Source organism: Polaribacter sp. SA4-10 (genome assembly GCF_002163835.1).
In the GTDB taxonomy this organism is placed as follows: domain Bacteria; phylum Bacteroidota; class Bacteroidia; order Flavobacteriales; family Flavobacteriaceae; genus Polaribacter.
The window spans coordinates 1063008-1079659 of record NZ_CP019331.1 but is presented as its reverse complement, the minus strand read 5'-3'; the positions used below and the strand labels follow the sequence as shown (position 1 = coordinate 1079659).

Here is a 16652-nt window from a genome sequence, read left to right as displayed (position 1 = left end):
AATAGCTAAGAATTAATTTTCGAAAAAACTAAAAACATTTCCACCATAACGTTTATCATAAATATGGTTTTCATGAGTCGTTAAATCGGTATGCTTAGAATGTTCTATAATCAAAATTCCTTCTTCTTTTAGTAGTTTTCTTGTGAATACTAAATCTACAATTTTTAAAAATTGTTCAGCTTCAAAATCATAAGGAGGATCCGCAAAAATAACATCAGCTGATAATGAAGTTTTTTCTAAAAATTTATAAACATCATTTTTATAGGTGTTTATGTTTAGATCTAATTCTTTAGCGGTAGCATTAATATATTTAATGCATCCAAAATGTGCATCAATTGCATAAATTTCTTTCGTTCCTCTAGACGCAAATTCGTAGCTAATATTACCTGTTCCAGAGAACAAATCAATCACAGAAATGTTATCAAAATAATACGTGTTATTTAAAATATTAAAAAGTGATTCTTTTGCCATGTCTGTTGTTGGGCGGACAGGTAAATTTTTAGGAGCTTTTAAGCGTCTTGACTTTAATTTTCCGGAAATTATTCTCATGAACCTAGTAGTATGAAATTTGAATGTTTAGAACTATCTAAATGATTAAATATAGTGTTTTCACTTTCTAAAAAAGAGATGTTTCTTATATATTGATGAACAATAGTATACATTTCAGAACCTGTTTCTATATCTCCTATAAAATGAAGTTTAAATTCTTCTGTATTTAGTTGTAATTGTTCTGCTGTAAATAAAATATAGTAAATAAAATCTTCTTTAGTCTCAAAAGAAAAAGAATTAGAAAGTAATACTTTTTTATTCTGAAGTACAACAATATCAAAATTGTTATTAGAAACGTTTACAAACATTTCTTTTTCTTCAGATTTTTGTGTGTTAATTAATTTTTCTATTAAAATAGAAAGGTGATGCTTGTAGTCAAAGGTACCAAAATTTTGAAATAAATAATTATTGATGTTCACATAAGGAACATAAATATTTTTAGCTTCAAGGATTTTAAGATCATCAAAAGCAATAAAATCTGTAGCTAATGTTTTTATATTATAATTTAAATAGGACTCTAATTTGTCTTCTTCAAAATATTTATTAGGAACTAATGTAGATAAGTTATTTTGATGAATAACTAAAACTGATGAAAAATCATGTTGTAAGTGACTATCTGTATTAAAAATTTCTTTAATTTTTAATAATAATTTTTCTGGTGTTTTTTGTGTTTGATTAAAAAGATATTCAGAAAAGTAAATATCTTTTTTGGAAGAAATAGTAGAGATACAAAAAGAAAATCCATCCAAATTAAAATGGATGGATAACCTTGTATCTACTGTGTTTTTTAAAGAGGTATTACTCGTCTTCTTTTGCACTGTTTTTATCATAAGAAGGTGGCCAATTTCCACCAGATGTTACTTCTTGTAAAGATCCAGCAGAAACGAATTCTCCTTTAATCTGATCTGAAGCATTCGCTTCTAATTCCTGTTTTACTAAAGATTGATCCATACCTTTTAAGATATCTATCTTAGCTGTTTTTACCAAAAAAGTTGGTACAACTAATCCGGGTACTTTTTCTACAGTCCCTATTTCAACCTCAAATTCTTTTCCTTTAACTCCAGGAATTTTAAACATCGTTTTATAAGCTCTATCTTTAAAGTATTTTAAAACGGGTTCATAACCAGTTGTATCTGTTACTCTTTTTTCTACTTCTTTTGTTACACCACCACCAGTATTAACTACTTCTACAACTGTTTTTGTAACTGTTAATGCTAATTGAGCCGAGTCAATAAATTTAATTAAACCCGCTTTATCTTTAGTATAAATTCCATTTACTTCATAATATTTAACTTCAGCATCTCTAATGATTTTTAAACTTTCAATAACTTTAGCATATTTAGCAACTTTATTTTTGTTAAATATTATAGGTTGCATAATTCCATAATATATTTTGTAACCTAAAAATATTGTTAATACCAATAATAATACAGAAGCAATCCATCTTAATTTTAGTGGTAGATATTTTACTACTACAATAGCTAAAAGTACTGCAACCAATACAGCTGCTAAAATCATTCCTAATAATCCCATTTTTAATGTTTTTTTTATATAGTCTATTCGCAAATCTACAATTTTTTTTTAATGATAAAAACTTTTATTCATAAATCAATGTATCTTTGATACTTTAATTTATTTATGATAAAAATACCTGCTGATTTTTACAAGGAACTCGTTAAAAATTTCCCGCATTCTCCAACCACAAAACAGAATCTTCTATTAAGACTTTTAAGCGACTTTATTTTTAACGAAGATAAAGATGCGCTGTTTTTGTTAAAAGGGTATGCAGGAACAGGAAAAACAACTACAATAAGCACCTTTGTAAATAGTTTATGGTCTTCTGGGAGAAAAGCCGTTTTATTGGCACCAACAGGTAGAGCCGCTAAAGTAATAGCACTTTATTCTAAAAAACAAGCATTTACAATTCATAAGAAAATTTATTTTCCTAAAAAACAAACAAATGGTTCTGTAGATTTTGTTTTGCAACCAAACAAGCATAGAAACACTATTTTTATTGTTGATGAAGCTTCTATGATTCCAGATAGCAAGCAAAATCAGAAATTTTTTGAATCGGGTTCTTTGCTAGACGATTTAATTTCTTATGTATATTCTGGTCATCAGTGTAAGTTGATTTTTATTGGAGACACGGCTCAACTTCCGCCAGTAAAATTAAATGTGAGTCCAGCTTTAGAATCAGACACTTTACAGTATGATTATCATAAAAATGTAACAGAAATTGAGTTAGATGAAGTGATGCGTCAACATGAAAACTCTGGAATTCTTGCAAATGCAACTTTGCTACGATTATTAATTCAAAATAATGCAACTAATTTTCAGTTTGATGTTAATTATCCGGATATTATAAGATTAGTGGATGGGTATGATATTGAAGATGCTATAGTTTCTGCTTATGATAATGATGGCGTAGAAGACACTGCTTTTATTGTAAGGTCTAATAAAAGAGCTAATCAATACAACGAACAAATTAGATTGCAGATTCGCGGTCAAGAAAATGAAATTTCTGCAGGAGATTATATAATGATTGTAAAAAACAATTATTTCTGGTTAAAAGAATCTTCAGCAGCTGGTTTTATTGCTAATGGTGATATTTGCGAAGTGCTAAATATTTATTCTATAAAAGAACTGTATGGTTTTAAATTTGCAGAAATTGAAATGCGAATGATTGATTATCCAGAAATGAAACCTTTTGAAACCGTTATTTTATTAGATACTTTAACCAGTGAAAGTCCTTCCTTACCCTATGAAGAATCTAATAAATTATACCAAGCTGTAAAAGAAGATTTTGCACATGAAAAATCTAAGTACAAACAATTTTTAGCAATTAAACAGAATAAATATTTTAATGCGTTGCAGGTGAAATTTTCATACGCAATGACGTGTCATAAATCTCAAGGAGGACAATGGAAAACTGTTTTTATAGAACAACCTTATTTGCCAGAAGGTGTTTCTAAAGAATATTTTAGGTGGCTTTATACAGCAATTACAAGAGCACAAGAAAAGCTCTATTTAATAGGTTTTAAAGATGATTTTTTTACAGACTAACGTAATAAGTAATTTATTATAATTGTTCCGTATTTGTTCCCATTGTTATATCTTAAGCCTTTGGATTTGTTTGTGTTGTAATGAAAAGAATAACCAAAATTAAAACGGTTTGCAGTAAATCTTAATCCCAATTCTATGTCAAAAACTAAAGGGACTAACTCTTTAGTAACATCACTGCTTTTATTTAAAAAACTGCCTTGTATTGTTGCGTCATAAAATGCGTAACGTAACATTGGTTTTATGTAGATAAAAGACTCAACTTCTCTTACGTAATTTGTGTTTGTATTATTTATACTTGTATTAAAAGCAATAGAATTTGCTAGTTTTTGTAAAGGTTTAAAACCAATTCGCCCATAAAAACCTGAAGAAATAGTATTGTAAATAGTTCCTATTTTACCAGCGTTAACCCAAGAGAGATCAAAATAGTTAGAATTGCTTTTTGCTAAATGTTTAATATATTCAATATTTATATTTAAAGCAAAAGCACTTTTAATTTGATGTTTCCAGCCTACAGCTTTTTTAAATCCATATATATTATGAATTAAATCTTGCAATTCTTCCGCATAAGAAGCTGGTCCTAGAACACCAACCTGTATAGAAGTACTTAAATTTTGATTGTTTTTATAGATGCTATTAACATTAAAACTACCATACAAATACCCTGCAAAAGGTCTGTCATGTTGGCTTATATTTTCTACAGCAGCTCTATAAGGTGTATACATTTCATGACCAATTCGCCATTCTAAAATTTTCTTATCTAAGTTATCTTTTTTATTATTAGATAGATACCTGTAAGATAAAAATAAACCATCAGTATAATACCGATCTCTAAATGTAGAAGTATACAGGTCATTATCATTAATGAAACTTATTTCTTTTGAAAATTTTTCTTGGGAAAAGGTTGAAAAAACGACTGAAAATAAAATTATAAAAGGAAAGTATTTCATTATAGACAAATATAAAATAACTTTTTTAAATAGTGTTTTTTCTTTAAATTAATAAAAAAAAAGCTATTTTTAGACCTATAATTAGAAGAGATGGATAACAGCCAAGAAATAACAGCAGAAGAATTTGAGAACATACAAAATAATGAGGAATTACTTGTGTTAGTAAAGCAAAAAAATGGTTCTTATAATAAAGTAAAAAAAACTCTTTTATATAACAAAGAGCTACGTTTACTGCAAATAGAACTTGTAAAATTACAAAGATGGGCCTCTAAAGAAAATAAGCGAATTGCGGTTGTTTTTGAAGGAAGAGATGCTGCAGGGAAAGGTGGAAATATTAGAAGGTTTATGGAACATTTAAATCCACGTTCTAGCAGGTTGGTGGCTTTAAATAAACCTACTGAAATTGAAAAAGGGCAATGGTATTTTCAACGTTATATTAAAGAACTACCAAATCCTGGAGAAATTGTTTTTTTTGATAGAAGTTGGTACAATAGAGCAGTTGTAGAACCTGTTATGGGTTTTTGTTCTGAACAACAATATAAAGAGTTTTTAGTACAAGTACCAGAATTTGAACACATGATGTATGAAGATGGTTTAATTATTATAAAATTTTGGTTATCAATATCTAAAGATGAGCAATTAAAACGATTTGAAGGACGAAAAGAAAACCCTTTAAAGCGTTGGAAATTTAGCCCTGTAGATAAAAAAGGGCAAACACTTTGGGATAGGTACACCCATTATAAAGGTGAAATGTTTTCAAAAACACACACTTCATATAGTCCTTGGATGATTATAAAAACAAATGATAAAAAAGTGGCAAGATTAGAAGCAATGAGGCATGTTTTATCCCAATTTAATTATGATGGAAAAGCAGATGCTAAAACAATTTTAAATCCAGATCCTAACGTAGTAATGCGTTATTATCGCTCTAATATTCAGATAGATTAAACTTTATGGAAAATAAACTTACAGCAAGAGATGTTAGGAAACTGAATTCTAAAAAAGGACTATTAGCGCTTTTATCTAAAGAACCTTTAAATATAGAAAGATCAATTAGATATGTAGATTATCAAAAGAAACTAGAAAAATTACAAATAGAACTTATTAGGTTACAAAACTGGGCAATTAATAAAAATGAACGTATCATCATTATTTTTCAAGGAAGAGATGCTGCAGGAAAAGGCGGAGCAATTAGAAGGCTTTCAGAACGTATAAATCCTCGTCATATGAGAATTGTTGCTTTACCAAAACCAACAAAAGATGAAAATTCTCAATGGTATTTTCAAAGATATGTAGAGCAATTTCCTAAAGCAGGAGAAATTGTTTTTTTTGACAGAAGTTGGTATAATAGAGCAGTTGTAGAACCTGTAAATGGATTTTGTACTCAAGAAGAATATGATATTTTTATGAATCAGGTTAATGATTTTGAACGTATGATTTTAGAATCTGGTATTCACTTGGTAAAAATCTATATGTCTATCTCTAAAAAGGAACAAGCAAAACGTTTTGATGAAATTAAAAGTGATCCATTAAAACAATGGAAAATGACTAAGCTAGATGAGAAAGCGCAAGTGCTATGGGATCAATATACAGAATATAAAAGAGCAATGTTTAGCAAAACAAATACAGAAATTTCTCCTTGGAAAGTTATCCGAGCAAACAGAAAAACGGAAGCCCGTGTTAATGTAATTAATCACATTTTAGAAAGTATCCCTTATGATAAGGATTTAGAAATTTAAGCAATTAAGTTTTTAACTTCAGAAAAAATATAAAATACCTCTGCAGCTATTTGTTGATTTGTTTTAAGGTAGGTTTCATCTTGTAAATCCGTTCCATCAGAAGTTTTTGGATCTACAAAAGGCAAATGAAACCGATGACTTGCAGTTGGTATAAAAGGGCAGTTAGTATCTGCGTTATTACAAGTTGTAATTGCAATAAATGGTGCTGTATTTATAGGATGGTCATATCTTTTAGAAAACCCTAAAATAAATGTATTAGTACCTTCAAAAGAGATTTTATATGTAGGGTTTTGATGAGAAAATTCTTCAATATCAAAAGTAAAACCTACTTTTTGCAACGTTTTTACAGTATTTCTAAAAAATGCGGTTACTTCTGTTCCTCCAGAAAAAGCATTTATGTTTAAGTTAAAATAATTAGCAGCAAAAAAGGTCCAAACTTGCCCCAATTGGCTTCTTCTTGAATTATGAGTACAAATAAAGTTAAGGTTTACAAGGTCATTTTTAGAATATTCATTTGCAATTCCTTCAGAAATTTTATGCAATAAGGCTTTTCTTTCATCACTTAATAGTACTTTATGTATAGCTTCTTTAAAGAAGTTTTCTGTAGAAATAGTAGAAGTCTTATTCATCTTGTTATTTTTGCAGTAAATATAAGGTTTAAACAAATCAATTTAAATTAAGATAAAGTTAAGAATGCATTTAGAAATTGGTAATAAAGTAGCCGTTTTAGACGATGTTTTAAAAGGAAAAGTAATTGCAGTAAATGGTGATGAAATTTCTGTGCAAACTAATGATGGAATGATTTTTAATTTTTCGAAATCAGAATTAGTAAAAATGGATGTAGATCAACATGAATTAACAAAGTTTTCTGATATTCATAATTCACTTTTTCAAGAAAAAGTAGCTCAGAATAAACCTAAAAAAAGTCTTTTTAAGAAAGAAAAACAGGAAGTAACTTTAGAGGTAGATTTACATATTAGTAAACTAGCAAAGTCTACAAGAGGAATGGATAACTATGATATGCTAAATCTTCAATTAGATACAGCAAAAAGAAAAGTTGAGTTTGCAATTAGCAAAAGGATACCTAAAATTGTCTTTATTCACGGAGTAGGAGAAGGGGTTTTAAAATCTGAACTTCAATTTTTATTGAATAAATATCCTGTAAAACATTATGATGCTTCTTATAAAAAATATGGATTAGGAGCAACAGAAGTTTATTTTTTTCAAAATATAGTAGAATAAATAATAAAACATATTTTTGCCAAATGAGTCCCATTTATTTAGATAACGCTGCAACTACACCAATAGACAAAGAAGTTTTAGAAGTAATGTATACTTCTATGCAAGAAAATTTTGGTAATCCATCTTCTACACATCAATTTGGTCGAAAAGCAAAATCAGCAGTAGAAACTGCAAGAAAAAATATAGCAAAACATTTTAATGTTTCTGCGAGTGAAATCATTTTTACAGCGGGAGGAACGGAAGCAGATAATTTAATTTTGCACAATGCAATTTTAAATTTAAATGTAAAGCGAATTATTACTTCTAAGATAGAACATCATGCCGTTTTACACATGTGTAGTTACTTAAAAAAGACTTATAATATTAGTGTAGATTATGTTACTGTTGATAAATTTGGAAGTATTAATTTAAGTCATTTAGAAGAACTTTTATCAAATACAAATGATAAAACGTTGGTAAGCTTAATGCATATTAATAATGAAATTGGTACTATTTTACCTATTGATGAAGTTGCCGTTTTATGTAAAAAACAGGATGCTTTATTTCATTCAGATACCGTACAAGCAATTGGGCATTATACGATTGATTTACAAAAAACATCTTTAGACTTTATAGCTGCTAGCGCACATAAATTTCATGGACCAAAAGGAGTAGGGTTTGCTTTTTTTAGAAAAGGGTTTGGTATTTTACCAATGTTACATGGTGGTAATCAGGAAAATGGAGCAAGGTCTAGTACAGAAAATGTGCATGCTATTTTAGGAATGGAAAAAGGGTTAGAAATTGCAATTTCTAATTTAGAAAAAGATAGAAATTATATAGAAAGCTTAAAATTATATTTTATTTCTGAATTGCAGAAAATTTCTGATAATATTCAGTTTAACGGGCTTTCTTCTGATTTAGAGAAAAGCAGTTATACTATTTTAAGTGTTCGTTTTCCTGTTATAAATGAGATGTTGTTGTTTAGTTTAGATTTAGCAGGCATAGCGGTTTCTGGAGGTAGTGCTTGCCAAAGTGGAAGTAATAAAGGTTCTCATGTTTTATCGGAAATTCTTGTTGATAAAGAAGCTGATAAGACTTCAATTCGGTTTTCTTTTTCTAAATACACTACTAAAGAAGACATAGATGTTACTATTTTAAAACTAAAAGAGCTACTTTAATAAAGTAGCTCTTTTAGTTTTGTTAGTTATTATTGACAATTACTTTCTTGGAGAAAATACCTTTATTAGTAAACACTTTTACAATATAAATGGAGGATGCTAAATTTCTAGTAGATAATCTATTTTCAAATTTAGTTTCAACATTTTTCCAAGTTGCTACTTTTTGTCCTAATAAACTATAAAGCGCTATTTTATGAATACTTTGATTGTTGTTTTTAATAACGAGCTCATTGTTTTCATTATCAGAATAAACAATTATTTTATTTAAAAGAGATTGATTATCAGTGTTTAAAGTTCTACCGCCAAAGATTAAAACGTATCTGTCATTATAAGTTCCTTTTGCTAAATTGAATACTTTTGGAGTGTTTAAATTAAAGATTTGACCTGTTAGTAAATCTACCAAATAGATGGTATAATCTCCCATGTTTTCTTTTTCATCAATCATTAATGTAACAGGCTTATCTGTATCAATTACAATTCCTAATGGTATTTGTAACTGTGCACTTATTTCGCCTACACCAGCAATTATTAAATTACTTTCTATTTCTGGAAAACTCCAAAACACATCCGTTTCTTGTAAATCAAATGTATGACTATCAAATCCACTTTCATACTTAAAAGTATTACCTGCTTTAAAATTAATTCCTAATTGTCTATGTATTTCAGTGTTTGAATTATTTACATAGTCAAAACCTAATTTAAAATTCGGAAGAACTTTTTCAGTTTGCCCTTTAAAAAACACATTGCTTGCGCTATACTCTCTTTGAGAATTTTTAAAACTAAAAGTACCCCCTTTATTAGCGGGAGCAGAGACAAAGAACCCTTGACCAACAGCAACGTATTGTAATGGAGCAGTATAAGAATCTTGTCCAAGACCTGCAGTACCTGTTGTTAATGAATTGGCAGCAACACCCATAGCTTCATTTCGTTGAGAGTATCCTCCAATATATCCAAACTCACCATGCCCTTCTACTTGTACATCAGTAGTTGTACTCTCTCCTTTATGTTCCCAGAAGTATAAAGTACCGTCTAGAACAGCGCTATTATCTTGAATAAATTTCTGAGTATTCATAACACTAGGATATGGGTTACCAACTAAAGATGAGGTACCAGCTTCAACAGTTTTCGTATAGGTTCCATCATTTGGAGTACCAATGAATGTATAATTTTGTGGAGTTCTACCCGTACTTTTCATAATATAACCTTCAGCTACATTAATGTTGGTTGTATGTCCTTTTTGCATCCAATCATCTCTAGTAGTACCATTAAAATAAGAGTATATCCAATAACTAGCAATTTTAATTGGATCTGTTTGTTCACCATTTAAATCGCTAAGTTGTGTGTATGGTTTATATACAATACTTTTTGCCAAAGAAGTTTCAGTTGTTGGAGCAGTTCCATCATGCATTACTTCACCAACTTTAAAACGAATGTCACCTAACGTTTTTACCACTGGTGATGTCCAATAGTTATATCGATATACATTTGGTAAATTCGATTTCTGATCTCTATATAGTTTTCCGTTTCCTTCTACATTAGAAACCCCAGTATGCGTTTGTACTAATTGAGCATCACCAACTAATTTGATTTCTCCATCTAAAATTAGTTTCCCACCAAATTTTATAAATTTATTGTTGTTAACAACCAATTTAGAATTTGCTTTAACCCAAACACAACCTACAGTTGCGCTACTTGTTAAAATTGCACTTCTACCAATTGTTTCTCCGTCAATGACTAAAACTCTTGATGAGTCATCACTGCCATTAACTGCAGTTGGAGCGTTATTAGTTCCGTCACCACCAGTCCAAGCATTTGCATCACCATTCCAAAAGATACCATCAATTTCTGAGTAGGTAAAATATTTAGTACCATTAAAATCAAAATTAGCAACAGAAAGAGTACCACTAACTGTTAAAGGTATTTGTTTTACGTTTATAGTAAAGTTAGCATCATCTGCAACTTTTAAAAATTTAGTAGCTGTAGCATTATTCAAAACACTTAAAGTTGATGTTGTAATACCAATTTGTACATTACCAATAGCTCCAGTTTCAACAATTTTCCAAACTCTATCTAGTTGTTTTTCTGCAGTACAAACTATTGTTTTAGAGTTGGTGTTTGTTATTGGAGCACTGTTATTCCCCCACATTAAAAAGGATTTGTTAGCAGCAATTGTTCCTGTGTTAAGCTTATTAGTTGTGGCAATACTATTGATACCAATAGTTATTACTGCATCGCTATTAATAGATTTAGATTGTTTTTGAGTTAACAACATTGCATCACTTCTTCCAATACCAGCAACATCATTATGATACGCATTGTTTGCGGTCTTATTCCAAACTGTTAAATATGTTGGAGTAGCAGTATTATCGAGCACTATATAATCACCTTCTGTAATGGTAGCATCTGTATCAACAATATTATCTAAGGTAATTCCATATTTAATAGCTAAATAACTCTGTATTTGCTGTTGTTGTTTAGCAGTTGGTACACTTGTATATACCATTAGTTCTGCTACTTCACCATTCATATAGGTACTTCCGTTTCTACCAATGTATGCAATTCCATTATCACCACCAAAACTACCTGTTGTGGTATTGTTAGCCAATCTACGCCCACCTCTGTAAATGACTGTTGTAGCTCCTGAAGGTTGAGTAGCACCATTATCAAATCCAGCATTCCATAAATTGAAATTGTTATTTGTTCCTCCCCAAGCAGCAGTTAATGTATTTCCTCCAGTACCTGAATTAAAATTAAGGTTAGAAGCTGCGCTTGGTGTTCTTAAAGACATCACATTAGTACCATCTGCATCATGAGAAAATAGATACGCATCTCCAGTACCTGTTGTTCTTTTACTTACACCATAAATCCAAACAGAAGTATATGCAGTTGTAGCTGTATTACCAAAAATTCCGTTTGCAATTTGTAAATTTTGATTGCTTCCATTTAAAACGACTGTTGGATTAAAGTTTAACCCACTTGCTTTTATGGATGGAGCATTGTTTGGAGTTGCATTTTGAGGTGTTCCGGCTTGGTCATTCCAACCTGTAACCGTTGTTGTACCATTTAATCCAATGTCTGAACGCAACCATAAAACATGACCAGGAGTGATTGTTGCTACTCTATCATCATCAATATCTCTATAATCCAAATCGTTAAAGTTTACTGGTGTGTCATTTGTGCCCACAATAGCTGCATCAGAATCTTCATCTGGTAAGCTAGAAACAGGCGTGTTAATACCCTCGTTAACAACAAAACCATCTGTTGTAGAACCATGCTCAAATACATCATCTAAACCATCGTTGTCTGCATCAAATCCACTGGCAGCTGAGCCAAATCCAGCTTCTAAATAGTCAAATGTACCATCATTATCAGAATCTGTGTCTAAATAATCGGGTGTTCCGTCTCCACTATTTCCTATTAAAATATCTGTATTTACAGGGGTTAATCCGCCTGCATACACATCATTTACACCATCACTATTGTTGTCAGTGAAAACTCCTGGAGCAATATATCCAGTTGTAGATTGAGCTTCTATATTATCTGGAATTCCGTCATTATCTGAGTCTATGTCAAAAGAATCTTTAATTCCGTCACCATCGCTATCTAAATCTCCTTCAACAATATCTAATATTCCATCATTATCATCATCTAAATCTATAGAATCTATAATACCATCGTTATCATTATCTAATACAACAGAAATGTCTCTGTAATCTGAATCTCCTATAGAATTAGCATCACCATCAGCATCTAATAAATTATTTATAGGGTCATTAATGTCATCGTTTACATCGTATGTTTCTCCCGCTGTAGCATCAGAACTTTCATAAGTATCTATAAGCCCATCACTATCTGAATCTGTAGCAATAACAGCACCGTTTGGAACTATACCACTCTCTGTACTGTCTAAAGTTCCATCACCATCTGCATCTGTATCTCTATAATCTGGAATGCTATCTCCATTATTATTTAATGTTGTATCTGTATTTGGAAGTGTTATTCCAGTAGGATTAAATGTATCGTTACTTTCATAAGCAGCATCAACTCCATTTAAACCAACATTACCTGTAGGCACTATATATCCTTGTGTAGATTGTGCTTCTATATTATCAGGAATCCCATCATCATCTGCATCAATGTCTAAATAATCTGGAGTTGTATCTACAGCAGTAGTTATTGTTGGAGTAGTTCCATTTGACCCTGAAGCTCCGCCATTTGCTGTAGCATCAAAATTATCATCAAGACCATCATTATCTGCATCATTACCTGATAAAACAACAGCTCCAGTATTTGGTTGCGATTCTATAATATCTAAAATTCCGTCACCGTCTGAATCTAAATCTAAACTGTTGATTATTCCATCTCCATCCATGTCGCTGCCTGAAACACACGGGTTTGCTGTAAATACAATTTCTTCTATATAAGGATCCCAAGAAATACCCCCGCCACCAATCCAAAGAATTCTATAACTTGTGTAAGAAGATGTATTAGCGCTTATATCAAAAATTTCTTCTCTGCTGCCAGGATATTCAGTAGATACAGGTGCGCTATTATCCGCCGCTGTTCCAGCTGAGCCTGTAATGAGTGTGTACGCTCCACCAGAAGCCCCTTCAACTCTATATTGCAAACCTGATTGAATAAAGGAATCAGGGTAAGTTCCATTTGCAGCCGTCATTATTACTTTTAATTCAGTTACAACAAGAGATTCATTAAATGTAATGTTAAATATTTCTATATTATTAGAGTATGTTTGGTTGTTTGAAAAATACAAATCTGTTTGTCCAGTTATATTGTTATCATTCAAGGCGTTAGTGCTGCCGATACCTATTTGTAATTGAGTTGTAATAGAGGTGATAGCCTGTGTATTACCGCTACATACACCAACACCACCAACATTCTCAATAGTGTCTAATATTCCATCATTATCATCATCAATATCAATAGAATTTATAATTCCATCACCATCTGAATCAGTTCCTGCCAATCCATCTCTGTAGTCTAAATCTCCACCAGTAAGTACATCACCATCAGCATCTATGAAGCCAGAACCTTTTGGGTTTGAATAACTTTCGTTTACATCCCAAGTAGCATCATTAGGAGAATTTATTTCATAAATATCATCCAAACCATCGCTGTCTGAATCTGTTCCAAAAGAACCAGCAGTTATAGAACTTAATCCTTCCGCAGAATCTAAAGTTCCATCACCATCAGCATCTTGATCTCTATAATCATTTTCTCCATCTCCATCAGTATTTACTAATGTGTTAGATAAACCAACAGCCGTAAAATTATCTGAAAAATCATAAGCACTACTTAGCCCATTTTTATCTGTTCCAGAAATGGCAACAAAGTTTACATAAGTTGTTGTTGGTTGTGCTTCTATATTGTCTGGAATACCATCGTTATCTGAATCAATGTCTAAATAATCTGGTTTGTCATCTTTGTTTGTAAATGTTGCTCCGTTGTCTGTGTTTACAGGAGATAAACCTGATAAATATGCCGAGTTTACACCATTGTTAGTAATATAAGTAGCAAAACTATCTGCGTTTGGAGCAATATAGCCGGCAGTTGTTTGTGCTTCTACATTGTCTATAATACCATCGTTATCAGAATCGATATCTAAACGGTTTACAATTCCATCTCCATCTGTGTCAAACTCTGCACAGATTGTTTCACCAGGTATGGTAACCATGTGGAATTGAGCCTCACCATTACCATCTTCTGTTTGCATACTTATTCTTAAGTATTGTGTATTAACATTTAATGTGTAATTGTAATTTGTTGCTGTTGTAGTTGGAGTAAAAGTTTGTGTGTTTGGTATTGCAGCTGCACTACCATCAGCATTGGCTTGTTGAACTCTAAACACTTTATTGTTATTATTACTTTTACTCATCCTAAGTATTAATGTTGTTCCAGAACCAACAAGACTTGCTCCTAACCTAAGGCCTAATACATCATTAAGATTATTAAATTCACCAAATGTGTTAGGTGTATTTCCTGTTGTATTTGATTCATCACGAATAGAACCATCTAATATTACTTGATCAGCATAGGTATCAGGTAAATTTTGAGGTGTACATTCATTAACATCTAAAATACCATCATTATCATCATCTAAATCGATAGCATCTGGCACTTTATCTCCATCTGTATCTAATCCGTTTACATCATCTCTAAAATCTACATCACCACCAGTTGTAACATCATTTGGTGTTTCTGTTTCAGCTAAATCTGTTTCTGTATTCGTCAACTCATTTGTGGCATCAAAAGTTGAATTACCACTTACAAATGCCGTATCTGTATTATCATAGGCGTCGTCTAAACCGTCACCATCTAAATCACTATTATCTGGTGCAACAAATCCACTTTCATTAATATCATCTGAATTATCATTATCAGAATTAGTATCTCTGTAATCTGGAATTGCATCTAAATCTGTATCAACAGTAGTGATACCAACTGGTGAGTACGTGTCTACGTTTTCATATCTAGAATCTACACCATTATTGCCAACAGTACCTGTTGGTAGGTTATTTTTATAATCTACTGTTGAATGTGCTTCTACGATATCTGGAATTCCATCGTTATCTGAATCGATGTCTAAAAAATCTGGTTTAAATAAAGCTGCAGTATCACCATCAGTATTAATAGCTGTTATCCCTAAAGACCCTGTATCATCTTGTGTTGGTGTTGCATCGTACACATTTACCAAACCATCTCCATCTGTATCAGTTGCAGAAAAAGTTATAAAGCCTGCACCAGAAACTTGTGCTTCTATATTATCTAAAAGACCATCGTTATCAGCATCTAAATCTAAGTGATTAGAAATTCCGTCTCGATCAAAATCATAGGCATCTGGAATACCATTTCCATCTTCATCTGCATAGCTTGTATTTGATCCATCACCAGTAACAGTAACTCCATTACCATCTACAAGGTTTTGTACAGCATCTAAATAGTTTGGAACTCCATCACCATCTGCATCCCCATCAAAATCTAATGTAGCTGGGTATTCTGCTGTATCTAGAACGCCATCATTATCATCATCTATATCTACATCATCAGGAACACCATCACCATCAGTATCTACCCTTGAGATAGGAAAAATAGTATTATCTATTGATACTAATACGGTTTCTAAAAGTTGTGAACTTGCTCCAGAATTATTATAACCACCATCTCTTCTTGGGTATAAAGTTATAGTAACTTCATCACTATTAACACCCTCTAAAACACTAGGTGTTTTAAATACAAAGTAGGTTGCATTCCATTGACTATCAGATATAACTGATAAGCTTTGTCTGGCTTGCTCATCAATTTGATAATCAAATTGATCCATTTTAGTACCAGCATAATATTCTCCTCCATTACCATCGTTATTAGATAATGGTGAAATGGTAAACATTGTCAAACGATATAATTTATTTGGTAATAAACCAGAAATTTGTGTTCTAACAGATTCTTCAGTAAAATCTGGACCAACATCTCTTAAAGAAATAAATGTAGCGTGGTTTGTTGGTGCGGAAGGTAGTGGGTTTATGACCCATGTTGCTCCATAACCAAGACTACCACCAGTTGCAGGAGGTAAATAGTTTCCGCCAGCTTGGTTTCTGTTAGATACATCTGGTGTAGCAGGAGCAGTATAAGCCCATCCTATTGGTGTGCAAATACCACAAATAGCATTTTGAGTATTTGAAGATGCAATTGTAGGAGTTTGCGCATTTACAGCGTAAATACTAACAAATAAAAAAAATATAGACAGTATTATTTTCCCCACATTATTAATTAAAACTTTATTCATAGCTTAGTTTTATTAATTAAAAATTTATGAGAAAATCTTGTACGAGAATATATAGGACATATAGTCTCAAAAAAATGCACGAAAAAAAGCATGTAAAAAGAATAGTTAATTTTCCCCAAAATTAATTATTAGATTATTTTTTGGTAAAATTACT

11 protein-coding genes are annotated in these 16652 nt (G+C 31.3%); 5 read left to right on the top strand and 6 right to left on the bottom strand.

The window, feature by feature from the left end; translation table 11 throughout:
• Window positions 1–12: 12 nt before the first annotated feature.
• Genes BTO04_RS04860 through BTO04_RS04850 form a run of 3 tightly spaced genes read right to left on the bottom strand, consistent with a single transcriptional unit; the run spans window position 13 to window position 2082 of the window.
• A complete protein-coding gene (locus BTO04_RS04860) occupies window positions 13–549 on the bottom strand; it encodes an RsmD family RNA methyltransferase (protein ID WP_087563427.1) in 537 nt (178 codons plus the stop codon).
• A complete protein-coding gene (locus BTO04_RS04855) occupies window positions 546–1367 on the bottom strand; it encodes a DUF3822 family protein (protein ID WP_087565336.1) in 822 nt (273 codons plus the stop codon). The genes BTO04_RS04860 and BTO04_RS04855 overlap by 4 nt, the downstream gene beginning before the upstream one ends.
• Complete coding sequence (locus BTO04_RS04850) at window positions 1348–2082, bottom strand: hypothetical protein (RefSeq protein ID WP_087563426.1); 735 nt, start codon at window positions 2080–2082, stop codon at window positions 1348–1350. Before BTO04_RS04850 ends, BTO04_RS04855 begins: the two co-directional genes overlap by 20 nt.
• 105 nt (window positions 2083–2187) lie before the next feature.
• Between BTO04_RS04850 and BTO04_RS04845 the strand changes: the two genes are divergently transcribed.
• Window positions 2188–3612 (top strand): ATP-dependent RecD-like DNA helicase, encoded by a 1425-nt coding sequence (locus BTO04_RS04845; protein WP_087563425.1) that lies wholly within the window; start codon window positions 2188–2190, stop codon window positions 3610–3612.
• On the opposite strand, the gene BTO04_RS04840 is transcribed toward BTO04_RS04845, so the two are convergent.
• Window positions 3609–4559, bottom strand: a complete 951-nt coding sequence (locus BTO04_RS04840; RefSeq protein ID WP_087563424.1) for a lipid A deacylase LpxR family protein — start codon at window positions 4557–4559, stop codon at window positions 3609–3611. The genes BTO04_RS04845 and BTO04_RS04840 overlap by 4 nt on opposite strands.
• A gap of 90 nt (window positions 4560–4649) precedes the next feature.
• Between BTO04_RS04840 and ppk2 (BTO04_RS04835) the strand changes: the two genes are divergently transcribed.
• On the top strand, window positions 4650–5507 hold the full coding sequence (gene ppk2 / locus BTO04_RS04835; RefSeq protein WP_087563423.1) for a polyphosphate kinase 2: 858 nt from the start codon (window positions 4650–4652) through the stop codon (window positions 5505–5507).
• Window positions 5508–5512: 5 nt separating this feature from the next.
• The gene (gene ppk2 / locus BTO04_RS04830) at window positions 5513–6298 is read left to right on the top strand and encodes a polyphosphate kinase 2 (protein WP_087563422.1); all 786 of its coding nucleotides are present in this window, start codon (window positions 5513–5515) and stop codon (window positions 6296–6298) included.
• On the opposite strand, the gene BTO04_RS04825 is transcribed toward ppk2 (BTO04_RS04830), so the two are convergent.
• On the bottom strand, window positions 6295–6927 hold the full coding sequence (locus BTO04_RS04825) for a hypothetical protein (protein ID WP_087563421.1): 633 nt from the start codon (window positions 6925–6927) through the stop codon (window positions 6295–6297). The genes ppk2 (BTO04_RS04830) and BTO04_RS04825 overlap by 4 nt on opposite strands.
• A gap of 64 nt (window positions 6928–6991) precedes the next feature.
• Between BTO04_RS04825 and BTO04_RS04820 the strand changes: the two genes are divergently transcribed.
• Both BTO04_RS04820 and BTO04_RS04815 read left to right on the top strand, forming a co-directional pair.
• Entirely contained in the window at window positions 6992–7540 is a 549-nt protein-coding gene (locus BTO04_RS04820) for a DNA mismatch repair protein MutS (RefSeq protein ID WP_087563420.1), read from the top strand.
• Window positions 7541–7563: 23 nt separating this feature from the next.
• Window positions 7564–8697 carry a cysteine desulfurase family protein gene (locus BTO04_RS04815; protein ID WP_087563419.1) on the top strand — a complete coding sequence of 378 codons (1134 nt, stop codon included), beginning with the start codon at window positions 7564–7566 and terminating at the stop codon, window positions 8695–8697.
• Between the two features lie 22 nt (window positions 8698–8719).
• Here the strand turns inward: BTO04_RS04815 and BTO04_RS04810 are convergent, their stop codons facing one another.
• Window positions 8720–16498: a T9SS type A sorting domain-containing protein gene (locus tag BTO04_RS04810; protein WP_087563418.1), complete on the bottom strand. Its 7779-nt coding sequence runs from the start codon at window positions 16496–16498 to the stop codon at window positions 8720–8722.
• Window positions 16499–16652 lie beyond the last annotated feature (154 nt).

What these genes read in the sequence shown, in the direction of transcription:
- BTO04_RS04860 (WP_087563427.1), bottom strand. Translation starts at nt 549, where the DNA reads ATGAGAATAATTTCCGGAAAATTAAAGTCAAGACGCTTAAAAGCTCCT.
- BTO04_RS04850 (WP_087563426.1), bottom strand. Translation starts at nt 2,082, where the DNA reads ATGGGATTATTAGGAATGATTTTAGCAGCTGTATTGGTTGCAGTACTT.
- BTO04_RS04845 (WP_087563425.1), top strand. Translation starts at nt 2,188, where the DNA reads ATGATAAAAATACCTGCTGATTTTTACAAGGAACTCGTTAAAAATTTC.
- BTO04_RS04840 (WP_087563424.1), bottom strand. Translation starts at nt 4,559, where the DNA reads ATGAAATACTTTCCTTTTATAATTTTATTTTCAGTCGTTTTTTCAACC.
- ppk2 (WP_087563423.1), top strand. Translation starts at nt 4,650, where the DNA reads ATGGATAACAGCCAAGAAATAACAGCAGAAGAATTTGAGAACATACAA.
- ppk2 (WP_087563422.1), top strand. Translation starts at nt 5,513, where the DNA reads ATGGAAAATAAACTTACAGCAAGAGATGTTAGGAAACTGAATTCTAAA.
- BTO04_RS04825 (WP_087563421.1), bottom strand. Translation starts at nt 6,927, where the DNA reads ATGAATAAGACTTCTACTATTTCTACAGAAAACTTCTTTAAAGAAGCT.
- BTO04_RS04820 (WP_087563420.1), top strand. Translation starts at nt 6,992, where the DNA reads ATGCATTTAGAAATTGGTAATAAAGTAGCCGTTTTAGACGATGTTTTA.
- BTO04_RS04815 (WP_087563419.1), top strand. Translation starts at nt 7,564, where the DNA reads ATGAGTCCCATTTATTTAGATAACGCTGCAACTACACCAATAGACAAA.
- BTO04_RS04810 (WP_087563418.1), bottom strand. Translation starts at nt 16,498, where the DNA reads ATGAATAAAGTTTTAATTAATAATGTGGGGAAAATAATACTGTCTATA.